The organism is Flavobacterium azooxidireducens, from assembly GCF_023195775.1.
GTDB lineage: Bacteria > Bacteroidota > Bacteroidia > Flavobacteriales > Flavobacteriaceae > Flavobacterium > Flavobacterium azooxidireducens.
Map to the genome: position 1 here is coordinate 622,210 of NZ_CP096205.1, position 25,283 is coordinate 647,492.

The following is a 25,283-nucleotide window of genomic DNA, read 5'->3' on the forward strand; positions in this document are numbered from 1 at the left end:
ATTGTATTTAGGTGAATTCAGTAACTGTAAAGATGCGGTAGCTGAAGCTAAAAAAACATATCATCAGACTAATGGTTGTTACTTCTGTTCCAATTCATGTCATACTAAATAAATAACCATGGAAATACAACCACAACTCAAAGCTTTAGCCGAAAAAATCAATCTGCTAAAAGACAAAATCGATACGGAAGAATCGACCAAACACGCTTTTGTATTGCCTTTTATTAATATTTTAGGGTATGATTCATTTAATCCGACCGAAGTTGTTCCGGAATTTACTGCCGATTTAGGTTTAAAAAAAGGCGAGAAAGTAGATTATGCTATTTTTCAGAATGGCGATCCGATTTTGATTATCGAATGTAAAAATTGGAAAGAAAAACTAACGGTGCACAACTCACAATTGTTTCGTTATTTTCATGTCACCAAAACACGATTCTCGTTATTAACAAATGGTATTCACTATCAATTTTTTACCGATTTAGAGCACACAAATAAAATGGATGAAAAACCATTTTTAGAATTTGAGATCACCAATTTAAAAGACAATGTGGTGAGCGAAATCGCAAAGTTTCACAAAATGACTTTTGATGTAAACAAGATTGTCAACAACGCCAGTTCGCTCAAATATACCAAAGAAATCAAAAAGCAAATAGACAACGAACTTGAAAACCCGTCTGCGGAATTTGTGAAACTATTTGCCAACAAAGTCTATTCCGGGAGGCTGACTGAAAAAGTGGTGGAAGAATTCAAAGAATTGGTTCAAAAAGGGTTTAACCAATTTATTAGTGAAAAAATCAACGACCGATTGAATGCCGCTCTCAACAAAGAAGCTCAAAAGCAAAAAGAAGAACAGATTGAAGTGATTGCCGAAGATGTCAATCGGGTTACTACTACCGAAGAAGAAATGGAAGCTTTCCGCATTGTGATTGCCATTTTACGTCGAAAACTTCCTGTAGAACGCATTGTTCACCGCGACACGCAATCCTATTTTGGCATTCTGCTGGACGACAACAACCGTAAACCTTTGTGCCGACTACACCTCAACGGAAGCAAAAAATACATTGGTCTGTTTCATGAAAACAAAACCGAAACCAAACAACCGTTGCAAAGCATTGATGATATTTATTTGTTTGAGAAGGAGTTGTTGGAGACAGTGGGCTTGTATGATTTAGAATAACTTAAAAACAAATAATATGAAAAACTATTTAATTCTGTTGCTATTAACTGCAACTACGATAACTTTCTCACAAGAAGCAAAAAAAGAACTTGAAAAAGAGAAAACAAAAATTGATGTATTTGCATCAAAAACCGGAAGCATTATCAAGTTTACCGATTTCAAACTTTCAGGTATAAAATCTCTTTACGGAGGTTTATCTGAAACACGAATTAGAAAAATAAATTCCGGTGCATTGAGTAGCTTTTTTTTCAAATTGAAAAACAAGGCAAATATAATTCTTCAATTGCATCAATTGAATATACAGATTTATTAGAAGTTGTAAAAGCAATTAATTCCTTAAAATCAGAAGTAGAAAAAGACATTCTTTCTAACCCTGATTATTTAGAAAACAAATTTACAACCGTTGATGGTTTCAAAGTGGGATATATGATTAATAAAGGGAAAGCAACTTGGTACCTTCAATTGGAAAAATATGGTTCTGACAATAGTATCTTTATTGAAAATATTGAGACTATAGAAAAAGCTTTTGAAGAAGCGAAAAATAAAATTGATGAATTAAAATAATAAATTTTAAAAAAATAGCTTTCAAATTTGAAATAATATGGAAAACTCAGATTTATATTTAATCATTTTAGTAGTATTTATAATATTATCAATTATAATTTTAAGAGAAGTAGTATGTTGGTATTTCAAAATAAACCAAAGGATTGCTTTACAAGAAAAAACTATTGAACTCCTAACAAAAATAATTGAGAAGAATCATATTTAATTATGAAATCAATTTTACTTTTTCTATCATTAACTTTATCAATCCAAGCCCAACCCGCCCTGCTCTCCTGGAACCTCTCCAACCTCGGTTCCACCAAATCCGACACCACAATCCAATTCATCGCCAATCAAATAAAAGCCTACGACATCGTAGCCTTGCAAGAAATAGTTGTCAACCCTAGTGGTGCACAAGCTGTAGCTCAATTGGCAGAGGAACTCAACCGCACCGGCAACAAGTGGGATTATGCTGTGAGCGAACCCACGAGTAGCAGTGCCTACAAAACCGAACGCTATGCGTATTTATGGCAAACGGCAAAAGTGCAACTCATTGGCCAACCGCGGCTCGAAAAAAAGTATGCGTTGGAAATTGACCGAGAACCGTTTTATGCTACGTTTCAATATCGGGATAAACAATTTACGATCGTTAACTTTCATGCAATTACCAAAAAAAGACAACCGGAAACGGAGATTAAGTACTTTAAATTTTTGCCGGAAGAATATCCCGATTTAAACTTGTTTTTTGTGGGCGATTTTAATTGTCCGGAAACGCATTCGGTATTTAATCCGTTGAAAAAAATGGGGTATGTTCCCGCTTTTGAAAATCAGAAAACCACCTTGCGATCCAATTGCATTGAGCAAGATTGTTTGGCTTCGCCGTTTGACAACATGTATTATCGAACGGATAAAATAAAGGTGCTTCAACAGGGAATTATTCCATTTTATGAACGTTTTGAAACATTAAATGATGCCCGAAAAATCTCAGACCATGTTCCGATTTGGGTTTCTTTTGAATTACTTTAAAAATCAATCGTATGAAAAAAATACTACTTCTTTTTTCTATTTTTCTTTTTACACTATGCAGTTGTAAAAAAGAAAAAAGTCAGTCGGAAACGGATCTTGAACCCAAACCGTTTTTTGCTCCTTCCACTGTGTTGGAAGAGCCAAAAGCCGAACCCACTTATCACGAAGATACTGCTACGCAATATGAATATCGGGTAGGCGAATCGGGTGATTATACGTATAACTACGATGTGGTGGGCGAAGATAGCAAGGGTAATAAAGTATCCGGCAACATCACTATCAAAGACCAATATGGCAATGGAAAACTGACTAACCACGAAGGCAGTACGTTTACGGTTACAGCAGAATGGATTGGCTATGGTAAATTATTGGCTAAAGATGAAAAAGAGAACGAATACTTTTTGGTGGCAGAATAAAACGGTATATTTATAATCCAATACAAGACTATGAAAAAATTACTCTTAATTTTACTCTTTCCGTTACTTTCAGATTCCAATGTAGCAGAAGACGTTTACATCTGCAACAGCAAAAACGCAACCAAATACCATAAAAAGGAATTTTGTCGCGGTTTGGGTGCTTGTAAAAAAGAAACCAAAAAAGTGACTTTGAAGGAAGCAAAAGATTTGGGTTTGACGTTGTGTGGTTGGGAGGATTGAGAATGGGGGCGATCGATGTATATTATCCTAAAAAAGTTTACGGGAATGCTTAAAAAAGTTGGCTTGGAATGGTTTTGTTTTTCTAAAAATAAGCTGCTTTACAACTTTCAATCATAATAGAACATAAGTTCATAGCAAATAACAATCTCATAAAAACCTTTGTCAAAGTTTTGAACTTTGACAAAGGTTTATTTATTATACACAAATTAATTGACATTTTCCCAAATTGACACATCGACACATTGACACATTGACACATTGCCCCATTTGTACCAACCAACTTAAATCCCTAATTTTGAGACAATGAATGTGCTTTTCAAAGGATTTTAGGTTAGAAGAAGTAAAAAATTAGTGAACCATCACTAAAAAAATAAAACAATATCGCATAATGAAACAACTGATTTTAGTAATAGTACTATTATTTCCATGCTTTATAATAGGACAAAATGGAATAAATACAACTACGTTGTCTGATAAAACGAAACAAGACATTATTCTGCTTGTCAAAGATTTATATAGCAAAAAACCTTCTTTTTCTTTTAATATTACACATAAAGATTTGGATAGATCATTTGAAGAAATGTCAGATGGTAAAAAATATGATGAGCAAAAATTAAATGATTTATTACAAAAGCTTTCCACAGACAGTATTAATCCGTTTTTTCTAAACAATATTGCTGAATATTATTCAAAGAAAAAAAAATCTGATTTAGCGAATAAATACTATTCAAAAGCACTTACTACTATAGACATTCGATATTTTGATAAAGACAGTGCTTTTTTCTACTCGTTCAGGGGAGTTTTAAAGAGCAATCTCAATGATGCAAATGCATTACTTGATTTTGACAAGTCACTTAAAATCAATCCAAAAGATTCAATTTCAATGTTTTTTTATCCTTTAATTCTGCTTAAAAATGGTGATTATAAAAGATCTAGAGAAGTAATTAAGGAGATGTTAACGAGTGATAACAAAAATATTTCAATCCCTTATTTTTATTTGATTTTTACCGAAATATTTGAAAATTCACAAAATTTATTTATGCAAATAGGAGAAGATAAAAATCTTAAAAAAACTTATGCTACGAAAGATCATACCGAAATTTTTAATTATGATTTACTCAATGAATACCGCCTAAAATATAAAAATAATCATCAAATAGAAAATTGTTGGATAATGTCACATATTATGGGTCTTTTTTGTAAAGTTATTTTTTTTGAGCTTGACAGTAAAAACAATTTAGTATTAAACTATACAGCAAATGAAAAAAATAAAATCAATGAACTAATTGAAAAAATCAGTGAATTAAAAGACCAAAAAAAACTGAATGACTTTACCGTAAATAAATGCTTAGGGTATCTTTATTTTATGAAAGAAGATTGGGAAAAATCATTACACTTTTTTAATAAAGCAATTGAAGTCTTTCCAATTGATAAAAAGGATGAAAATTTTAATGCAACAGATTGTTATAATGTAGTTTCACTAATTTATAATTTAAAATCTGATTCAATAAATTATAGAAAAACGTTAAATACTAAAATAGCAATCGAAACAGAAAGTGAAAATACTGTTGAGGAATTGACTCTTCTTGCTTTTGATTATTACCTAAGTGAAGATCTTGTAAAAGCCGAAGAATATTGTAAAAAGATTAGAGAAATAGACTCTTCTGACTTTAACAGCTTACGATTACTATCTCATATCAACTTTATAAAAGGATTTAAATCATTAGCTCAATTTTACGGAGAAAGTGCATCAAGTTATTTAAAAGACGATGACGATAATTACAACTTGATAATGCAATTTGCAATTTATCAGCTCTATAATGGTGATTTTACTACTGCTCAAAATAATATTGAAATTGCAAAAAACATAAAAGGTGATGATGATTGTGATTTATGTACTACGTTAATGAATATAATAAAACACGGCAAATAAAAAAAGTTATTTCTAAACTTAAAACTGTTGAAAAACAAGCAATGTTTCTGCTTGACTTTGCTCCGAGAAGTCTCACTTCTACATTTGAAAGTTGCAACAATTCATAAGAACCAATTTCAATTGTATGATTTTGGATTTATCGAATAATGTTTATTAATAAAGTTGCGAATTTGTGGTGTAGTTGGAAAAATTAAACTTCAAAAATCAACCCAACTTCGGCAATCGTATTAACTGCTTTGTATAAATAAGGTTACTTTCTATGCACTCTTTCTGCAAAGTCAGTAATGTTCGGGTAGAAGGTCGCAATTGCAATTGTAGAATGGCATTATATTTTTCAATTAATTCTTGCTCGGCAGTCATTATTTCGTTGATGATTTTTTCATCATCACAGGCTGAAAAAACCCATTTTATAGAAGTCCATGCTCGTTTTACGTAGTCTAGCAAACTTTCGTCTTCATCTAAAATACCTAAGAATTCAAATTCACCTATTAATTCTGTGGCAAATTCTTTAGATTCTTGCGACTTTTTTTCAAAATAAATTTTCAGGTTATCGTCTGAAGCAAATTTTATGGCATTTTGAAAACCTTCATAGTTTTCCAAAATCAAATCCAATAGCACATCTAATTGGTCATTTAACGTTTTTTCGATAGTCTTCATAAATGTTGTATTTCCGAGAAATACTAATTAGATATACAGCTTCGAATAGAGAAATTTGGTTTCTTCGCTAGTCTTAGTCAATATGATTGCCAATCATAACTATTTATTTTAATTAATAATTACCGTTATTATTTTCTTTTTTTAAGTAAATGTAACTTTTTTCGACTATGCTAAATGACGCAAAAAAGTTTAAAAATAACTCAAAAAAAAAGTGGTTTCCGTTTTAACAAAAACCACTTACCATTTTAAATACATGACAACTACATAAAAACAAATGATTTATAAAATAAAATTTCAGCAAATTTGTATTCAAAAATTCACTTAAAAAATTAAAAAACTTAAACTATTTAAGCCGATGAACTTCGCTCATTCAATAGCTTTTTATATTGTTTTGGATTCCATCCGTATTTCTCTTTAAAAATTTTAGAAAAATAACTTTTACTGGTCAATCCAACACTGTAAACAATTTCAGAAATGTTTAATTCTGTTGTTCTAATTAAGTTTTCGGCAGCTTCCACACGAGCATTTCTAATATAATCGGCCACTGTTCTGTTGTGCAAAATTTTAAATCCTATTTGCAATTTATGTGGAGGCAGTCCTGTTTTTTTAGTAAGGAATTTTACGGAATAATCAAGCTCCGGATTATTTTTAATAAATTCTGAAACTTCTTTAATTCGCTCCATATTCTTTTTGGTCAAAGAAGAAGAATTACTGGTAACAATCGATTCATCGCTCAAATGTTGTTCTACATTTAAAGCCAAGATTGAAAATACGATACTATTAATCAGCAAATTCCTTGTTAGACCATGCTGTTCAATGGCATTCAATTCTTCAATTTTCTTTGCGATTTTCAAGTTATAGGAACTAATGTAAGCAAATTGATGAGTGTTCGGGCATTTAAAGAAATTTGAGTGTAGGTGATCGTATAAATCACTATCATTTACATTAGAAGCATCCAACGTAATAATTGAAACCTTGATTTCATTCTCTTTTTTAAAATAGAAATACGATTTTTTATCAATTTTATTTGAAAAAATACCAGTTTGAAATTGAGTCAATTTATTTTTCTTTTTGTTTTCAAAAAAACTTTGAAACAATTCTCCTTTGGAGCAATAAGCAAAATGCAAAAAATGTACATTTTCTGTTAGATAAAGCAACGAACTATTAATCTTAAAAGTTATGTTAAACTCGATGTAGGTAATGGCATTTTCAACCGAAGCACCACATATAGTTCCGATAGCAATGTCATTATTTATTTTTAAAATATATTCATTCGATTTTATAACCAAAGCACCACCCAATTGGGCATGTAATTGATCAAAAATTGAAGCAATTGTGTTGGATTCAATATTAATCGTTTTCATCATTCTTATCTTAAATTACAACTAGTAGAAGCAATTCATATTGTTCTACTTTTTGGCAAAAATTAAATAGATTTTGATTGGCTTTGAAGGTTTGTTTTACTATTTTTAATAAGTTAAAAAAATAAATTCTAGCTAATAAAATACTGTATTTTTATTAAATTAAAATTTATAATTAATCTATTTAGTTTTTATGTTATTATTAATTTAATTTTTTAACTAAATTGCATTGTACAAAATTCAACAGAAATTACTAAAAATGAATTACAAGATTTTTTTGAGTTTTTATATAATTTTAAGTTTTCGATAAACTATTGAAGAAAACTTTTACCTCTGTCATATATTTTTCAGCGTTAATAAGAAGCAACGAAGTTCATGTTGAATTATCAATTATATTTGTAGTAAAGTCAAATCAACAAAAATCATCATACGTATGCGTATACGAACATTCGAATCGTTTTGGTTAGTAAAAAATGGTATTTTATATAGCTATCCTTCGTTGCAAGAAAACCTTGAAACCGAACTATTGGTGATTGGTGGCGGAATAACCGGAGCTTTGATTAGCCATGCTTTGATGGAAGCCGGACACGAAGTGATGTTGATTGACAAAAGAGATATTGCCATGGGAAGCAGCAGTGCCACCACAAGCATGTTACAATACGAAGTAGATGTTCCATTGTATGAATTAGCCGAAATGATTGGCGAAGAAGCTGCGGTAAAATGCTATCAAGCCGGCATTGAAGCCATTCAAAACTTACAAGCGTTGGTTAAAAAAACCAAAATCAAGTGCGGATTTAAAATGCAAAAAAGTTTGTATTTGGCTCATAACAAAAAAGCGTCCGGTTGGTTGAAAAAAGAATTTGAAATTCGGAACAAACATAATCTCGGTGTAAAGTGGTTGGATGCCAAAACGATTGAAAAAAAATACGGACTCATCACGCATGGTGGAATTCTATCCGATGTGGCGGCTAGTGTAGATGCTTATCAACTGGCTCATGAACTCATCCAATTAAATGTAAAGAGAGGAATGAAAGTCTATGACCAAACGGACATTGAAAAAATAGACACTACCGGCTTTCGACCCAAAGTAATTTTGAAAAACGATCATATGATTGAAGCCAAAAAAATAATCTGTTGCACCGGTTTTGAAAGCACCGAATTGCTCAAAGAAAAAATTGCCGATTTGTTTTATACGTATGCTACGGTGAGTGAACAAGACGTTAAATTGAATAAGAATGTACAAAATACCTTAATTTGGACAACCGATGATCCTTATCTTTATATGAGAAGCACCGATGATGGTCGTTTTTTAATTGGTGGAGAAGATTCAAAATTCAACTTTCAATTCTTTCAACAAAAAATCAAAGAACGAAAAGCAGATAAATTAAAAGCGAAACTCTTGGAGTTAATGCCTGAAGTAGAATTTACTGAAGACTTCAGTTGGGCGGGAACATTTGGCAGCACCAAAGATGGTTTGCCCTACATCGGGAAAAGTCCGGAATATGAAAACACACTTTTTGTGTTGGGTTTTGGTGGCAATGGCATTACTTTTTCGATGCAAGGAATGGAAATGATTGTGGATTTCTTGAATGGGAAAGAACATGAGTTGGCGGAATATTATCGATTTGGACGATGAAACAAACTACTTTATCTTCCGATTTAAAATTCATACTGGACGTCTATGCTAAATGCGGTTTTACTGTAACAAATTTTCAACTGCATTCCGAAAGTAGTGAATATGGTGCTTGTTCATTTGAATTAAACAATCATAAAGTAGAATACCGAATTTCTAAAATCACACCCACCAAAACAGGTCAATTTGTAACGATTTGGAAACGAAACAACGAGGGTATAACAGCACCATTTGACATTTCGGACACTATAGATTTTATTGTAATTACTTCAAAAAGCGGTGACAAAATTGGGCAATTCATTTTTCCAAAATCAGTATTGGTGGAAAAAGGAATCATAACAAGCAACGGTAAACAAGGAAAAAGAGGAATCAGAGTTTATCCGCCTTGGGATAACGCAACCAGTAAACTAGCACAACAAACGCAACGCTGGCAGACAAAATATTTTATTAAAATTGAAACTGAAAATAGTTCCAAACTTGATTTAATTAGAAAATTATATTCCAATTTTTAGTCCACACTATTTTAATTCCTTATTTTTCAAAAAGCCTTATACTTCTTATTTAAATATTCTACAATCTCTTTTTCAATTTGGCTATACAATTATGACCTAAAAGTATTGTAAACCATTCAAAAACTTTCTTTTCACACTATTTATCTTGTTAATAATCAAGTCGTTCCTCTATTAGTTTTTCACTAATGTGGCAATCATGCAATTATTTAAAATAATAGTATAATATGAAATCACTCCTTCAACCTGAACTTTGTAATATCATTTTAATTAAAGAAAAAACACAAATTATTAACTAAATAAACAACCAATGAATATTACAAAAACAAAATTCAGTAAAAACGGTCAAATGAAATCGACTGCTACCAAAACGGTTCCAAAAAAAGAAGGTACTACAGAAAACAAACTTCAATCTTCTCAATTAATGAAATTATTCCATGACGGATTAAAAGATATTTATTGGGCAGAAAAAGCATTAACTAAAGCAATACCAAAAATGGTAAAAAATGCTACTTCAGAAAAATTAATTGAAGCACTTACCAGTCACCTTTTAGAAACGGAAAATCAAATAACACGCTTGGAGCAAGTTTTTAAACTTCTTGACAAAAAAGCTGTTGGTGCAAAATGCGAAGCCATGGCAGGTTTGATAAAAGAATCGGAAGAAATTATGGATGATTGCAAACCGGGTGCAATGCGTGACGCTGGAATCATTGCAGGCGGACAAAAAATCGAACATTATGAAATTGCTTCTTATGGAACACTAAGCCAATTTGCACAAACTTTAGGGTTGAAAGAAGTAGTGAAATTGCTTGATGAAACATTAAAAGAAGAAAAAGCAGCGGATGTAAAATTGACAGAAGTTGCGGTGGCGACCATCAATATAGACGCATCAGAAAAGAAAGCATAATCACTAATCAAGTGAAAACTGAAATCGGATTAACAAATACACAATAAATAATTTAAAACAAATTTTAAATGGAAAATTCAAGAAATGAGAATGACGGAGTAGTAGACAGAACATCCGAAAAAAGAGTACTTACAGGCATGTTTCGTGACCGTGAAAGTACGGAAAGAGCTTATAATACACTACATGAAAGAGGTTATGCTGCAGATGATATTAACCTAGTAATGTCTGATGAAACAAGAAAAAACCAATATCACACAGATATTGCCGAAGAAACTGAATTGGGAACCAAAGCAGCAGAACATGCCGGAAAAGGATCTGCAATTGGCGGAACTGTTGGTGCTATCGTTGGTGTAATCGCAGCATTGGGTACAAGTGTCGTAATTCCAGGATTAGGAATTTTAATCGCAGGACCAATTGCAGCAGGTTTAGCAGGTGCAGGTGCAGGTGGATTAGCGGGTGGAATCATTGGTGCATTAGTGGGTTCGGGTATTCCTGAAGCAAGAGCTAAATTATACGAATCCGGAATTAAAGAAGGAAACGTTGTAATTTCAGTTACACCAAGAAACAGTGAAGACGCTGAATACTTAGAAAATGATTGGAAAAATAACCGTGGCGAAGAAGTCCACTGGTAGAATAAAATTACTAGGTAAGGGACTTTAAAAACCCCTTACCTATTTATTAACTAATTAAAAAAAAAGATTATGAAAAATTTGATAAAAAATAAAACAATCCTACTGTTCGCATTTTGCTTGACAGGAATAGTATTCTTGACAACTTCATGTAAGGATACTAAAACGGAAGATGCTGAAACACTTTCTGAACAAGAAAACATCACCAATATGGAAATTGACGACGAAACTATTTTAGTCGTTGAAAATAACGATGATGCCAAATTCCTGATGGAAGCTGCCGAAATGCAAGTAGAAGAAATCAGTTTAGGAAAATTAGCTCAAGAAAAAGGTAATTCGCAACACGTTAAAGCGTTGGGCAAGATGATGGTAGAAGATCACAGCAAGTCGCTAACAGAACTTACAGCCTTATCACAAGCTAAATCAGTGGCAATTCCAACCACAAATACAGAAGATTCACAAGAAAATTATAACAAATTGGCAGACAAATCAGGAAATGATTTTGGCAAAGCCTATAGCAAAATGATGGTTGAACATCATAAAGATGCCATTTCATTATTTGAAAAAGCAACTACCGATTCGGAAGATCAAGAAATAAGAACTTGGGCAGCAAACAAACTACCCTCGTTAAAAAAACATCTTGAACATGCTGAAAAATGCAAAGAGGAATGTGATAAAATGAAATCGTAAAAAAAGTTGAAATTGCTTACTGATGAAAACTCAGTTAACTCTTCTAAGCCATATAGATGTATTAAAGTTAGTTTTAAGGTTACTATTGAGAAGGTGTAGCAAATTTATTTTGCTGCACTTTTTTATGTAATTTATTTTAGAAAATCTGCTTAGGTTAGAGATAGTTGAATTTCAGATTAACTATACATTTTAACTCACCGTAAAATTATGTAATACTTACTCAAAATTGTGTAAAACGTTTACCTATTTAATGAGTTAATTTTACAAAAATCAAGTTTTTCTTTGATTGAATTAAATTGAATTAATCAGATTAATTTTAAAAGCAATATCTTATGAAAGAAGTAGCCACCCCCATTCAGAAAGTATCCCATCAAATAATTCAGAAACTTTTAACGCCTCAAGAAGCTCCATGTCTATCACTTTACATGCCCACACATCAACACCATCCGGAAAATGCTCAAGATCCTATTCGATTTCAAAATTTAGTAAAAAAATTGGAAGAATCATTAGCTACAAAACATGATAATGCGGCAATCAAGCATTTTCTAGCTCCGCTTGAACAACTCAAAAACGATACTTCATTTTGGAGATATACCGCAAAAGGGCTAGCCATTTTTAGTGCAGGTGATTTTTTTGAAGTGATTGGATTACAAACAACGCCGGAAGAATTAGCTATTGTGGCCGATAGTTTTCATACTAAACCTTTACGTCAGTACATTCAAACCATGGATCATTTTCATGTGATAGGTGTCTCTATGGATAGTGTGAAATTATACGAAGGAAGTCATCATTATTTAACCGAAATTAATTTGGACTCGTCTATTCCTCAAACTATGGAAGAAGCATTAGGAGAAGAATTAACCGACAAACACACTACTGTAGCATCCTATGGTGGCACAAGTGGTCAAAGTGTAAACATGAGACACGGACACGGAGGAAAAAAAGAAGAAATAGATATTGATATAGAACGCTTTTTTAGAGTAGTAGCTCAGGAAGTACATGAGAAGTATTCTAAACCAACCGGCTGGCCATTAATTTTAATGGCTCTTTCAGAACACCATAGTGTATTTCAAAAAGTGAACAAAAATCCGCATCTTTTGCACAAAGGCATCAAACACAACCCGGCAGCCATTTCATTAGAAGAATTAAAAAACAAAGCGTGGGAAATCATGGAACCGGAATATTTGGAAAAGATCGAGCAACAGGTTGACAAATACAACCAAGCTCGAGCTACAGACAAAGGGAGCGATGATTTAAAAACAGTATCTGTAGCAGCTGTAGAAGGACGAATTGACACATTGCTTATTGAAGCCGACCGAATTATTGCCAAACGAATTACCAACTTGGAAACTGGAAACATGCAAAACAAAGACCTCAAAAACCCAAAAGTAGATGATTTGTTAGACGACATGAGCGAATTAGTCACAAAAATGGGAGGAACTATTTATGTTTTACCTTCCGATCAAATGCCAACAGAAAATGGTTTCGCTGCTATCCTTAGATATTAATTTAAAATTAGATAAACATGCAAATACAATATAACATTTCCAACATTGGAGACGAAGATCAACGAATTGTTGAACGATTAGACGATTTATTCAACAGTAATTTAAGCCGATTTACAGAAAAGATAACGCGATTAGAAGTTCACCTTACCGATGAAAACAGCCACAAAGATGGTCAGAATGACAAACGATGTATGCTGGAAGCACGCATTGCCGGTGTGCAACCCATAGCCGTTACGTCGCAAGCAAGTTCATTTGATGAAGCCACCAAAATTGCCAGTGGAAAACTAAAAAACAAATTAGATACAATCTTTGATAAATTGAAGAACTAACTAATAGTTCAACTTTAAAACAGATTATCTCACTATATATCCACCCTCAATTGTGTTTAACTTTTGGGGGTAATTTTTTTTTTGAAAAACATCTTTTAAGAAGGTAATCGAATTGTTTTTGAAAACTTTCATTCTACCGTAAAAAAAAATTTAAACAAGATAATTGAATGTTAAGCCTGATCATAATTACTCTTTTTAAAACCATAATTTTTCTAAATAAAAAAACTCACTTCTCTCCAAATGGATAGAAAGAAGTGAGTTTACAAAATGCTATTTTTTTTATTTCTTCTTTTTAGAAGTAGTTTTTTTTGCTTTTTGTTTCTTAGTCTTTTCTTTTGCCTTTTTAGCTTTTTCTTTCGCTTTGGCTTTTTCCTTTGCCTTTTTAGCTTTTTCTTTTACCTTTGCATTTTCTTTCGCCTTTTTAGCTTTTTCTTTCGCTTTCGCTTTTTTTGATTTTTCCTTTTTCAATTCCTTTTTCATTTTATCTCGCATCTTTTTATATTTTTTTAGTTGATTTTGAATCGATTCTGAAGTTTCTACTTCCTTTTCTTCAACTTTACTTACTGCTTTCACTTTTGGTGTTGCGTTTGCCGGTGTTTTTGAAGCAACGGTTTTGGCAGCAGTTGTTTTAACGGTTGCAGGTTTAGGAGCAGTTGCTTTTGGTGTGGTTGCTTTTGGCGTAGCCGGCTTAGCTGAAGCAGCTCTTGTTACTGTAGGTTTTGGAGCTGTCGCCTTTGGCGTAGTTGTTTTTGAAACAGTTGGCTTTGCTGCGGCTGGCTTTGCTGTAGTTGGTTTTGCAACAGCAGGTTTTGGTGCAGTTCTACGTGGAGTCGTTACTTTTTTAACCTCCGGTTGCTTATTCTCAGTGGTTGTTTTTTTTACTTCATTTGAAGTGGCTTCGGGTGATTTATTTTCTTCCATATTTTTTCATTGTAAATTAATTGTAAACCTATTGATAATTACGTGTTAAGCAAATTTAAGTCATTTGTGTTAAAGGGCAATGTTAAGTTTTTAGTTTGAGGTAAATGTTAACATTGGGATTGATAATGTGGCAATTTGAGAATGTGTCAATTTGGGATTGGAATTCAAAAAGGGGGTTTTGAAATATATTTTAGTATTTTAGTGGAGAAAACAACTACTATATTAATGAATCTAAAACAATTGAAGATATTCCCTAAAAACAACTATTCAGTCGAATTAAAAATTGATAGCACATCCGCTATTTCAAAATTAAAAAATTGCACTTTATCAAAAGAACAGTATGTTGCAAATTGGAGTAATAAACTATTTATTGGCGAAATTAAAGAAAATGAATTTGAACTAAAACTATCAAAAAAGTTGTATGCAGATTTTTGTGTTGTACACGGAAAATTGGAAAACAAAAAAGGGACATTAGAAATTCAGATTGGTAAAGTTTTAAAAATCATATTTGTTTTAGTAATCTTATTTATTTTTTCTGGAATAATTACTGCTCTAATTCAAAATAAATTTGAGGAAATATTCAGTTTAGTCATGGGAATTATAGTATTAAGATTTATTTTTTTGGAATTAGGTTTTAGATATGCTACGAAAAGCATACTACAAAAATTGACTGAAATAATAGAAATAAAAACGTTGCAGAAAAGTAATCTTTTTTAATTATTTTCTTTCCTTCTTCTGAAACTAAGCATATCAAAAATCAAAATAATGTGAACTACCAAAACACTAAAAAAACATAAATCCCATCCAAATGAAAATCCACTCATTCCCATCCATCTCCAATCAACAGTCAAAAGTATTGATTTTGGGTACAATGCCCGGAATTGCTTCATTAACATTAAATCAATATTATGGTCATCCACGAAATGCGTTTTGGAAAATACTATTCACAATTTTTGATGAGCCTTACTCAACCGATTATGAAACTAGAAAAAAATTGGTACTAAAAAATAACGTAGCCCTTTGGGATGTGCTGCAAAATTGCGTTAGAGAAGGAAGTTTAGACAGTGCCATTGAGCAAGAAATCCCGAATGATTTTACTGATTTCTTAGCTGCTCATCCAAAAATTGAAAAAATCTTTTTTAACGGACAAAAAGCCGCACAATATTTCAAAAAGTATGTTCAAGTATCCAATCACTATCAATTGATAACTTTACCTTCAACTAGTCCTGCGAATGCCGGAATTTCGTTTGAGGAGAAGTTGCATGTTTGGGGGAATGTGGCAATTTGACAATGTTCAATTTGGGCTTTGGTTTTTTTAAAAAAATACTGCCCGTAAAATTAAGAAAAGTAGGTTTAAGATTTCTTAATTAATACAGGCAGTACAAGCAAAAAAGTGATTTTTACATCGCTTTTTGGTTGAGTCTATTCTCTGCTAACTTATTCAACTTCTCATCGGCAGCATATTCCTCATCCAGCGTTTTCTGCAGTTTTACAGCAACATCGTCATGACCAAGCTCTTTTGCGTATCTAACAACCGTTCCATATCCTGAAATTTCGTAGTGCTCTACTCGTTGTGCTTCGGCAATTAGACCGGCATCCATCAAATGAATCAAAATGGGCCCTCATCATTTTTGGTATGCGATTTTGTCTACTTGCAGTAAAAAAAGAAAATTTTATTATGGTTTAAATCATTTTCAATACACTCTTTTTGCAAAGTCAAAAGTACCCGAGTTGAAGGGCGAAGAATCAATGTTAATACAGCATCATATTTCTTTACTATTTCATGTTCATCGTTGATTATTTTTTGTAAAATTTTTTCATCATCACAAGTCGAAAAGAACCAACTAAAGTCAAACCATATCTGATGTGCATAGGCAGAAATACTCTCATCGTCAGCTTCCGGATAATCTAAAAAATCTAATTCACCAATGAGTTCTGCGGCAAATTCTTTGCTTTCCAATGACTTTCTGTGAAAAAAAATTTTAATTTCGCTTTTTGACGTATTTATTGCGGCAGTCAAAAAACCCCTTTCGTTTTCTTGAATGGATATCAAAAGCATTTGTAATTCTTCACAAAGGGTTTTGTCTGTTTCCGTCATAATGTATTGTAATTAGTTCTACAACTAATTAAAGTTTAACGAGTCTATACCGGTATATTTTTGGCAACGTTCATTCTATCCCAATTGCGGTGTTTTGCAATTGCTTTACTAAATTCTTTCGGATCTTGGTTAATTAGAACCGTGGCATCATCTTTAAATTTTGCAACAAATGTTTCATCCAAAATGCTTTCGCCTTCCGCATTCACAGCAATGGCTTTACAATGTTTAAAGGCTTCATTAATGAATTTCAAAAATTTAGCTTCTTGTTTCATTGTATCAATTGCTTTTTTACCGCCAGGAATAAATAACGCATCAAACAAAACACTTTCGGTTGTCATAATCGAAGCATCAACTGTGTGTTTCATGTTTTCATCACAGATAACTACACCGCCATGTGGAGCAATTAACTTCAAAACGGCTCCCTCTTTTTCTAACGCATCGGTCATTTTTTTATAATTACGCATCGAAAATCCATCCGCAACCAAAACGGCAATTTGTCGTGTGGCAATACTGTCAAATTTGGTATTCGCTTGACTGAGTTTTGGCGATTTATCTAAATAATTCTTTTTGGCTGGGGGTTGATGTTTTTGCACCTCAGCATCGGCTCCGATAGCTTGATTAATGGGCTGTTCAATTTTAGTAGGGACTTTTAGACCTAATCCGGTTGCTACTTCGTTTGCCAAATCGGTATCAATCTGTGCAATCAACCAAAGCATGCGTTCTTTGATATAATCATGCTCACATTTTCCTAACTCAAACGTGTAGGCTTCGGCAACATGTTGTTGTTCCCATTTTGCTAAACTTCTGTAAAACAAAGCTGGTTGCGAGAAATGATCATTGAAACTTTCACTTCGACCTCTAATTTTTTTAGCATCAATTTTTTCTTCGTAAGAGTGAAATGCTCCTTCCGAAATTTTCGCTAAATGCGGACAACCGCCACTCAATGAATTCGGAAAATAGGCCGTTTGTCCTTTTGGAATTTCTGTTTGCATCATCCCATCCCGGTTATTGTTGTGTGTTTCTACAATAGGTCGATTGATTGGTATTTGATGAAAATTAGGTCCGCCCAAACGAGAAAGTTGTGTATCTCTATACGAAAATAAACGTCCTTGTAACAACGGATCATTGGTAAAATCAATTCCGGGAACAATATGGCCTGGTAAAAAAGCAACTTGTTCTGTTTCTGCGAAGAAATTTTCAGGATTTCTGTTTAACGTCATTTTTCCAATGATTTGAACAGGAACCATTTCTTCCGGAATTAATTTTGTTGGATCTAATAAATCAAATTCAAATTTAAATTCATCGGCTTGCGGCACAATTTGAACTCCTAATTCCCATTCAGGAAAATGACCGGATTCAATGGCATCCCACAAATCACGTCGGTGAAAATCGGCATCGGCACCTCTCATTTTTACGGCTTCATCCCAAGTAACGGAATGAACACCCAAAGCCGGTTTCCAATGGAATTTCACAAAATGTGATTCTCCTTCTTCATTAATTAATCGAAAAGTATGAATTCCGAAACCCTCCATCATTCGATAACTTCGCGGAATGGCTCTGTCACTCATTACCCAAATATGATTGTGAAGCGTTTCTGTGGCATGCGAAACAAAATCATAAAAAGTATCGTGTGCAGAAGCGGCTTGTGGAATTTCGTTATTCGGTTCCGGTTTAACGGAATGAATTAAATCGGGGAATTTCATCGCATCTTGAATGAAAAAGATTGGCATATTATTTCCCACCAAATCCCAAGTTCCTTCTTGTGTATAAAATTTCACAGCAAAACCTCTCACATCTCTGGCTAAATCAGGCGAACCTTTTGATCCTGCCACTGTTGAAAAGCGGACAAAAACGGGTGTTTTTCTATTTAAATCATTAAAAATCCCTGCTTTACTGAATTGTGGAATGCTTTCCGTTAATTCAAACACACCATGAGCGGCACTTCCTCTTGCGTGAACAATACGTTCCGGAATTCGTTCGTGGTCAAAACTGGTGATTTTTTCACGTAGAAGAAAATCTTCTAAAAGCGTTGCTCCTCGTTCACCTGACTTCAGTGAATTATTGGTATCATTCACTTTTAGACCTTGGTTAGTGGTCAATGTTTTGTCATCGCCATCTTTATGATGCTTTTTTAAATCGTCAATTTTTTGATTTTCAGTCTTATTTTTTTCAGACATATTCGTTTGTTTTATTAATTAGAAAAATGAAAATAGTTTCGTCTAAACAACTACTTATAAAAGGCAATTTCCAATTAATTTGAAGATTATATTAACTCTAAAGAATTAATAATGAACTCAAAAGAAATTGTATTGCTACAAAACAAATGGCAACATGAAAATTAGGTTCACTAACACTTCAAATTGCAATTGGTATATTTCCGGAAAATAAGTTGGTATTAATTACGCTGTAATGCTGAGCGTGTTTTGATTACTTTTATAATATTTTGGACTACAATTGTACTTTTCTTTAAAGATTTTTGAAAAATAACTTCTACTACTTAATCCAACACTATACACAATTTCCGATATATTGAGTTCTGTTGTTCTGATTAGTTTTTCGGCTACTTCAACGCGAACATTTCGTATATAATCGGATACTGTTCTGTCGTGTAAAACTTTAAATCCTTGTTGAAGTTTAAGTGGTGCTAATCCGGCTTTTCGACTAAGGTATTTTAGGGTGTAATTAATTTCTGGATAATTTCGAATGAATTGTGAAATTTCTTTAACCGCTTCCATGTTCGACTTTGTTAAAGATGAAAATTGGCTTTCATCATTCAATTCATCCGCTTTATGTTGCTCAATTTCTAATGCTAAAATTAAAAACACAGTGCTGTTAATCATCAAACTTCTAATTAAGCCGTTTTGTTCTATGCCATTGAGTTCTTCTATTTTTTCTGCAATTTTTAAATTGAATGAACCTATATATGAAAATTGATGAATTTTTGGACTATTGAAAAACTTGTTTTTTAGTTGACTATGTAGTTCCATATCGGTTACATTAGAAGCATCTAAAGTTATTACTGAAACGTTACTATATTTTTCTTTTTTGAAATGAAAATAAGTTTTTCGATCATGTGTGTTAGAAAATATACCTGTTTGAAACTGACCGATTCTATCCTTTTTGTCTTTACTATCAAAACTCTGAAGTAATTCTCCTTTAGAACAATAACCGAAATGAATGGAATTTGATTTCTCATTTCTAAATTGAATCGTTATATCCTTTTTAAATATGATATCATACTCAATATAGATTATTGCATTCTCAACGGCAATTCCAGAAATGATGCCACACGCTATATCATTATTTAATTTTAGAATGTATTCTTTTGTTTTTAACAACAAGGTACCTCCCAATTGTTTATGCAATTGTTTAAAAACAATAGAAAGATTAGTAGATGTTATTATTATATTCATTCTTGCTTCAAATTTTTTTTTAAATAGTATTGCAGATTCAACGAATTTTTAGTGAATAACTTTAATGGTAAAATTTTAAATGGCTTGGATTTAAAAAATCTTGCTTTAAAACAGCTTATAATCGTACTGAAAATCAACCATTGTTCAAGACAAAATTGCAAAGTATTGTGATTTAATTGTTTCCACTATTTTCTTATTTTTTTTATCATTTAGATTTTTTCACCAGCATCGTTCTTTTTATACAACATGATTGTTTAAAGACAACGACTTTTTTAAGGGTAATGTAAAATAAAACGAAGCTCCTTTGCCCTCAGAACTTTCTACCCAAACATTACCTCCGTTTTTTTCTAAAAATCCTTTCACTAATAATAGTCCTATACCGGCTCCTTTGTCTTTTTCTAAAGCTTTGGAAAGTGATTTCAATTGCGGAGAAAAAAGCTTGTCTTGTTTTTTTTGTGACATTCCAATACCGGAATCTTTTATTTTTACAATTATCATATCTTCATTTTCATTGGCCGACACAGCAATTTTTCCTTCAACTTCAGAATGTTTAATTGCATTAGAAACTAAATTATGAAGTATAGAATTGACCATTTTATCATCTGCAAAAACGATGCAACTGTCATCAACATCATTCCTAAAATTTATTGCATTGATGGCCGCAGTCTCTTTTAATGATTTAAAAACCTTCGTTACAGCTTCATTCAAATTGATGTTGGTTGGAACAAAAGCTTCGGCAGCATATTTTATTCTGGCCCATTCCACAAGATAATCTAACATCGCCAATTCATCTACTGCAGCTATATGAAATTCGTCCAATAACTCTTTAACTAAAACAGGTTCAATAGTATTATAATTCAATTTTAAATATTCTGCACCTTGTATTATTCCCGCCAATGGACTTCTTAAATCATGCGACAAAATAGCAAGCACATTTTCTTTATGTGTATTCAATTCTTCAAGCTCTTTTGAATATTTTTTGATCGCATCTTCTGAGGCTTTTCGAGCTGTGATATCTCTCAAAATTTTAACATAACCAATTACCTCCTCCTCTTCATTTTTCAATGGAAAAACTAAACCGTCTGCATAAAATGTAGATTCATCTTTACGTTTATGCCATCTAACATCATTTGATCGTCCTTCTTGTAAAGCAATATCAATTTCTAATTTTGGAATACCACTTTTTATATCTACTGTTGTAAAAATAATTTCGAATGGTTTTCCAATAATCTCCTCGGTAGTAAACTGAAATATTTTTGTGGCAGCCGAATTCCAACTATTGATGTTTAATTCTCTATCCACCGTAAAAACAGCGTAGTCCTGTAAACTATTTACTATTTGACTATAGAATTCTGCATTTGGCACATATTGTTCTTTCAAAACTTTATCTGTTTCCTTTCCCATATTCTCTTTTCTAAATTCTAATTTTAATACAAAAGACTGCATCGAGCATATTGAACAAAACTATTACATTAGTTTTCAATTATGTTACACAAAAATAATTATATGTTATATAATTAAAGTTGAAGGAGCTTTCTATTAAATTTTGAAAAAACAATTCGCTGTTAAAGGGCAGTCTACTAGATGTCGGCATTTTTTACACACATCACGACTGTGTAAAACATCGTCTTTTGGGTAAAAATTACACACTTTTCACAAACTTATCTTTCATGCAAACTACTTGTTTTCAGGTGTTTAAAAAACAGGCATAAGGCTTGCTAATTATGTTTGTGTAAATACCTAAGAATTTTTAAAAGGATTTTTTACAGAAACAAAAACCCAAATCAAGAAAAAAGTAAAATACCAAATTCAAATAACGATGGAAAGCCAAAAATTAAATTCAAACCAATCTAACTCTTCTTTAAAAGAGAAAAGAAACAGAGAACAAACTTTGTATAGTTTCATTTTACCAGTTTACAGTAATTCACTTCACCGTGTTGTTTCAATTGCCTATTGGAAAGTTGAGGATTATTTTAAATCGTTTTTTTCAAATAAAAATCAGTCTAAAGCCAATCCAATAAATTTAGTTGTACTAATCAGTACATTTTTAATGATGATTGGTGCAGCCTTTTTGGTTTATGAGTTACAACCAAGTTTTGAGCAATTCAATTTAGAACGAATGAATTCTACTTGGGGAATGGCTTTTTTAATTTTATCCATTACGTTGTTGGCTTACAAAGCGTGCTTTTTTCTATTTAAAGTTTACTTATATTTTCGATATAAAGCTATTAAATCTGTCTCAGATGAAGAATTGCCAACTTGTACGGTAATTGTTCCTGCGTACAACGAAGGAAAATTAGTTTGGGATACACTTTTGAGTATTGCTAACAGTGATTTTCCGGCAGATAAATTACAATTATTAGCCATTGATGATGGTAGCAAAGACGACACTTGGTATTGGATGCAACAAGCAAAATTACATTTAGGCGATCGTTTAACTATTTTTCAACAACCGGAAAACAAAGGAAAAAGACACGCTCTTTACCGTGGATTTAACTTAGGAACCGGCGATGTTTTTGTAACCATCGATAGTGATTCCATTATAAAAAAAGATACGTTACGTAATTTAGTAAGTCCGTTTGTAACCAATGAAAATTGTGGAGCTGTTGCCGGAAACGTGCGAGTTTTGAACAACGAAAAAGCGATGTTGCCCAAAATGCTAAACGTTAGTTTTGTAATGAGTTTCGAATTTGTTCGTTCGGCAGAAAGTATGTTAGGCTCGGTACTTTGTACACCTGGAGCTTTAGCCGCTTACAAAAGAGATGCCGTTTTTAATTGTTTGGAAGAATGGATTAACCAAACTTTTATGGGAAAACCATCCGATATCGGTGAAGACAGAGCAATGACGAATATGATTTTAAAACAAGGAAAAGAAGTTTTGTTTCAACGAAATGCACACGTTTTGACTAATGTTCCGGAACGATACAAAGGTTTATACAAAATGTTTATCCGTTGGGGAAGAAGCAACGTTCGTGAAAACATTATGATGGCAAAATATGTGTTTACCGATTTTAGAAAAGAATCGAAAGCCGGAGCTAGACTTTTATTTATCAATCAAAGTTTAACGATATTGATGACGTATCCTTTTATGCTTTTTATGTTCTTTTTTATTGCAACCCATCCGTTGTTGTTTTTAAGCTCAACGCTTGCCAGCATCTTAATCATATCAACATTTCCGGTATTATTTTATGCGAAAAGATATAATTTATCAGAATCAATTTGGGCTTATACTTATAGTATTTTATACACTTTTGGTCTATTCTGGATTGCACCTTACGCTATTGCCACCGCAGGAAAAAGCGGTTGGTTAACGAGGGAATTACCAACAGCAAAATAATTGAAAAGCGAGTTTTAGGACTCGCTTTCTTTTACTCTTTATTCTTCTCCTCAATCCACTTCGCCATATACTTCGTACTCTGCAAAAAATGATGCATCAATAGTAAACCTGTAAAATTTTCATTTCGATACTTTTCCAAATTTTTAAATTTATCAGATAAAAATTCTTTAAAAGAATCTTCAAATAAATCTTTCGAAAATCGATTCTTTAATATCTCAAAACCATTTTGTTGAGCATTTGACCAAGTTGATTTATTTCGGTATAATTCAATTGCCTTTTCAGCAAAATCTTCAGGTAAATCAGTAATAAATCCATTCCACAAAAAATCTCCGTTCATTGCTTCTGCCCCAATTGATGAAGTCACACTCGGAGTTCCAAACTCCATCGCTTCCAACAATTTCCCTTTAATTCCGGCACCAAAACGAATTGGAGCCAAAAGAACTCTCGCCTTCGAAATCACTTCAAATGAACTTTCAGCTCTTCCGTGAACAAAAAAATTCATCTTCGGTTGATGCAACGAATTTATTTTTTGTGTTGGATAAGCTCCATAAATAGTCATCTTCGCTTCCGGAAATTTTTCAAATAACAACGGCCAAATCACTTCTTTCAAATACACAACCGCATCGTGATTAGGAGCGTGCAGAAAATTTCCAATGAACATAAAATCGCTTCGTTCTTCAAAACTCGGTAAATTCAACGTTTCCTTTTCTACCCAAATCGGCAAATAAAACAATAATAATGACGGCACTTTAAAATGCGTTTGCAACAACTCCATTTCAAATTCCGAAACCATCAACGTCACATCACAACGATAAATACTCGCAATTTCACGTTTCGCCAAATCATTGTTCAAAACAAACGGTTTATTCTTCAAAACTGTCAATCTTCTGGCTTCACGCAAACAATGCAAATCTTCCGAATCCAGCATTCGCAATGCATTCGGACAATGTTCTGCCACTCGCCACCCAAATTGCTCTTCCGTCATAAATCGATCAAACAAAACCAAATCCGGTTGCAATTCCGACACAAATTCATCAAACGAAGTACAATTCAACGCAATTTGCTTTTTGTCAACATCAATCAATTCTTCCGAAAATTCACTTTCAGAAGCTGTGCTGGCAAACGTAATTTTCCCGCCATTTTCCTTAAAAAAAGCAATCAATTGCATCATCCTACTTCCGGCTGCAGACGATTTCGGTTCCGGCCAAACAAAGCCAATAATTAAAATCCGTTTATTTTCCAATGCATTCATCCGACTAAAATAGCAATAAAAGAGGCAATTCTATTCAAATAAAAAGCATTATTTTTGTATAAAATCACGAGAATTATGCTAGGATTAAAACTAAAAACCGACCCACGTTGGGCAAACATCGCCGAATCAAACCTCGAAGAAATTTTATCCGATCACTGCTGGTGCGAACAAAAAGCAGCGTCCAACGCACTTTACATCATCACCAACAATTCTGAAAACGTTGAATTAGTTACCGAAATGGCCAAAATCGCCATCGAAGAAATGGAACATTTTCAAATGGTACACAACATTATTCAAGAACGTGGTTTCGAATTTGGTCGCGAAGTAAAAGACGATTACGTGAACCAACTCGTGAAATTCACCAAAAAAGGAGGTTCCAGAAACGATGCTTTAATCGAGCGATTGCTCTTTGCCGCAATGATTGAAGCCCGCAGTTGCGAACGTTTTAAAGTGCTTTCCGAAAATATAAAAGACAAAAAATTAGCCGATTTCTACCGCGAATTAATGATTAGCGAAGCCAACCATTACACCACTTTTTTACGCTTTGCCCGCAAATATTCCGAAAAAGTCGATGTCGATAAACGTTGGCAAGAATGGCTCGAATTCGAAGGCGAACTCATCTCCAATTACGGCAAAAAAGAAACTGTTCACGGATAGATTTTTATAATTTGGGCGTGCCCCTCCGCAAGCTCCGGGTCGGGCTT

The 25,283-nt window shown here is 32.9% G+C and carries 26 protein-coding genes and 1 pseudogene; 18 read left to right on the forward strand and 9 right to left on the reverse strand.

The annotated features are described in order from the left end of the window. The first annotated feature begins 118 nt into the window (after positions 1-118). The 7 genes from M0M57_RS02850 (at position 119) to M0M57_RS02880 (ending at position 5,335) form a co-directional block, all read left to right on the forward strand. Entirely contained in the window at positions 119-1,177 is a 1,059-nt protein-coding gene (locus M0M57_RS02850) for a type I restriction endonuclease (RefSeq protein ID WP_248435197.1), read from the forward strand. A gap of 16 nt (positions 1,178-1,193) precedes the next feature. Beyond that, on the forward strand, positions 1,194-1,490 hold the full coding sequence (locus M0M57_RS02855) for a hypothetical protein (protein WP_248435199.1): 297 nt from the start codon (positions 1,194-1,196) through the stop codon (positions 1,488-1,490). A gap of 113 nt (positions 1,491-1,603) precedes the next feature. After that, complete coding sequence (locus M0M57_RS02860; protein ID WP_248435201.1) at positions 1,604-1,741, forward strand: hypothetical protein; 138 nt, start codon at positions 1,604-1,606, stop codon at positions 1,739-1,741. 207 nt (positions 1,742-1,948) lie between these two features. Next, positions 1,949-2,746 (forward strand): endonuclease/exonuclease/phosphatase family protein, encoded by a 798-nt coding sequence (locus M0M57_RS02865; RefSeq protein ID WP_248435203.1) that lies wholly within the window; start codon positions 1,949-1,951, stop codon positions 2,744-2,746. 11 nt (positions 2,747-2,757) lie between these two features. Beyond that, on the forward strand, positions 2,758-3,162 hold the full coding sequence (locus M0M57_RS02870) for a hypothetical protein (protein ID WP_248435205.1): 405 nt from the start codon (positions 2,758-2,760) through the stop codon (positions 3,160-3,162). Positions 3,163-3,192: 30 nt separating this feature from the next. Further along, the gene (locus M0M57_RS02875) at positions 3,193-3,402 is read left to right on the forward strand and encodes a hypothetical protein (RefSeq protein WP_248435206.1); all 210 of its coding nucleotides are present in this window, start codon (positions 3,193-3,195) and stop codon (positions 3,400-3,402) included. Between the two features lie 388 nt (positions 3,403-3,790). Continuing rightward, positions 3,791-5,335 carry a hypothetical protein gene (locus M0M57_RS02880; RefSeq protein WP_248435208.1) on the forward strand — a complete coding sequence of 515 codons (1,545 nt, stop codon included), beginning with the start codon at positions 3,791-3,793 and terminating at the stop codon, positions 5,333-5,335. A gap of 204 nt (positions 5,336-5,539) precedes the next feature. Here the strand turns inward: M0M57_RS02880 and M0M57_RS02885 are convergent, their stop codons facing one another. Then, entirely contained in the window at positions 5,540-5,992 is a 453-nt protein-coding gene (locus M0M57_RS02885) for a DUF2383 domain-containing protein (protein WP_248435210.1), read from the reverse strand. 347 nt (positions 5,993-6,339) lie between these two features. Then, a complete protein-coding gene (locus M0M57_RS02890; RefSeq protein WP_248435212.1) occupies positions 6,340-7,356 on the reverse strand; it encodes an AraC family transcriptional regulator in 1,017 nt (338 codons plus the stop codon). A gap of 430 nt (positions 7,357-7,786) precedes the next feature. Here M0M57_RS02890 and M0M57_RS02895 point away from each other — a divergent pair, with 430 nt between their 5' ends. From M0M57_RS02895 to M0M57_RS02925, 7 genes are all read left to right on the forward strand, one after another. Next, complete coding sequence (locus tag M0M57_RS02895) at positions 7,787-8,989, forward strand: NAD(P)/FAD-dependent oxidoreductase (RefSeq protein WP_248435214.1); 1,203 nt, start codon at positions 7,787-7,789, stop codon at positions 8,987-8,989. After that, on the forward strand, positions 8,986-9,498 hold the full coding sequence (locus M0M57_RS02900) for a MepB family protein (protein WP_248435216.1): 513 nt from the start codon (positions 8,986-8,988) through the stop codon (positions 9,496-9,498). Before M0M57_RS02895 ends, M0M57_RS02900 begins: the two co-directional genes overlap by 4 nt. Before the next feature lie 307 nt (positions 9,499-9,805). After that, a complete protein-coding gene (locus M0M57_RS02905) occupies positions 9,806-10,402 on the forward strand; it encodes a YciE/YciF ferroxidase family protein (protein WP_248435218.1) in 597 nt (198 codons plus the stop codon). Between the two features lie 68 nt (positions 10,403-10,470). Continuing rightward, a complete protein-coding gene (locus M0M57_RS02910) occupies positions 10,471-11,034 on the forward strand; it encodes a hypothetical protein (RefSeq protein WP_248435220.1) in 564 nt (187 codons plus the stop codon). A gap of 69 nt (positions 11,035-11,103) precedes the next feature. Then, positions 11,104-11,721 (forward strand): DUF4142 domain-containing protein, encoded by a 618-nt coding sequence (locus tag M0M57_RS02915; RefSeq protein WP_248435222.1) that lies wholly within the window; start codon positions 11,104-11,106, stop codon positions 11,719-11,721. 332 nt (positions 11,722-12,053) lie between these two features. After that, positions 12,054-13,229 carry a baeRF3 domain-containing protein gene (locus M0M57_RS02920; RefSeq protein WP_248435224.1) on the forward strand — a complete coding sequence of 392 codons (1,176 nt, stop codon included), beginning with the start codon at positions 12,054-12,056 and terminating at the stop codon, positions 13,227-13,229. A gap of 17 nt (positions 13,230-13,246) precedes the next feature. After that, complete coding sequence (locus tag M0M57_RS02925) at positions 13,247-13,558, forward strand: HPF/RaiA family ribosome-associated protein (protein WP_248435225.1); 312 nt, start codon at positions 13,247-13,249, stop codon at positions 13,556-13,558. A gap of 279 nt (positions 13,559-13,837) precedes the next feature. Here M0M57_RS02925 and M0M57_RS02930 read toward each other — a convergent pair whose 3' ends face one another. Then, complete coding sequence (locus tag M0M57_RS02930) at positions 13,838-14,479, reverse strand: hypothetical protein (RefSeq protein WP_248435227.1); 642 nt, start codon at positions 14,477-14,479, stop codon at positions 13,838-13,840. A gap of 225 nt (positions 14,480-14,704) precedes the next feature. On the opposite strand from M0M57_RS02930, the gene M0M57_RS02935 reads away from it, so the two are divergent. Next, the gene (locus tag M0M57_RS02935) at positions 14,705-15,196 is read left to right on the forward strand and encodes a hypothetical protein (protein WP_248435229.1); all 492 of its coding nucleotides are present in this window, start codon (positions 14,705-14,707) and stop codon (positions 15,194-15,196) included. Between the two features lie 91 nt (positions 15,197-15,287). After that, a complete protein-coding gene (locus M0M57_RS02940) occupies positions 15,288-15,767 on the forward strand; it encodes a DNA-deoxyinosine glycosylase (RefSeq protein WP_248435231.1) in 480 nt (159 codons plus the stop codon). A gap of 112 nt (positions 15,768-15,879) precedes the next feature. Here the strand turns inward: M0M57_RS02940 and M0M57_RS02945 are convergent. The 5 genes and pseudogenes from M0M57_RS02945 to M0M57_RS02965 all read right to left on the reverse strand — a co-directional run. Further along, positions 15,880-16,077: pseudogene (locus M0M57_RS02945) on the reverse strand (YciE/YciF ferroxidase family protein); the annotation flags it as partial. 50 nt (positions 16,078-16,127) lie between these two features. Next, positions 16,128-16,577, reverse strand: coding sequence for a DUF2383 domain-containing protein (locus M0M57_RS02950; protein ID WP_248435233.1), 450 nt, complete (start codon positions 16,575-16,577; stop codon positions 16,128-16,130). 44 nt (positions 16,578-16,621) lie between these two features. After that, positions 16,622-18,754 (reverse strand): catalase, encoded by a 2,133-nt coding sequence (locus M0M57_RS02955; protein WP_248435235.1) that lies wholly within the window; start codon positions 18,752-18,754, stop codon positions 16,622-16,624. A 222-nt stretch (positions 18,755-18,976) separates the two neighbouring features. Continuing rightward, the gene (locus M0M57_RS02960) at positions 18,977-19,990 is read right to left on the reverse strand and encodes a helix-turn-helix domain-containing protein (RefSeq protein ID WP_248435237.1); all 1,014 of its coding nucleotides are present in this window, start codon (positions 19,988-19,990) and stop codon (positions 18,977-18,979) included. Positions 19,991-20,227: 237 nt separating this feature from the next. Then, positions 20,228-21,394, reverse strand: a complete 1,167-nt coding sequence (locus tag M0M57_RS02965) for a PAS domain-containing sensor histidine kinase (RefSeq protein WP_248435238.1) — start codon at positions 21,392-21,394, stop codon at positions 20,228-20,230. 415 nt (positions 21,395-21,809) lie between these two features. Between M0M57_RS02965 and M0M57_RS02970 the strand changes: the two genes are divergently transcribed. Continuing rightward, positions 21,810-23,327: a glycosyltransferase gene (locus tag M0M57_RS02970; protein WP_248435240.1), complete on the forward strand. Its 1,518-nt coding sequence runs from the start codon at positions 21,810-21,812 to the stop codon at positions 23,325-23,327. Between the two features lie 31 nt (positions 23,328-23,358). Here M0M57_RS02970 and M0M57_RS02975 read toward each other — a convergent pair whose 3' ends face one another. Continuing rightward, on the reverse strand, positions 23,359-24,579 hold the full coding sequence (locus tag M0M57_RS02975) for a glycosyltransferase family 4 protein (RefSeq protein WP_248435242.1): 1,221 nt from the start codon (positions 24,577-24,579) through the stop codon (positions 23,359-23,361). A gap of 75 nt (positions 24,580-24,654) precedes the next feature. On the opposite strand from M0M57_RS02975, the gene miaE reads away from it, so the two are divergent. After that, positions 24,655-25,236 carry a tRNA-(ms[2]io[6]A)-hydroxylase gene (gene miaE, locus M0M57_RS02980; RefSeq protein WP_248435244.1) on the forward strand — a complete coding sequence of 194 codons (582 nt, stop codon included), beginning with the start codon at positions 24,655-24,657 and terminating at the stop codon, positions 25,234-25,236. Positions 25,237-25,283 lie beyond the last annotated feature (47 nt).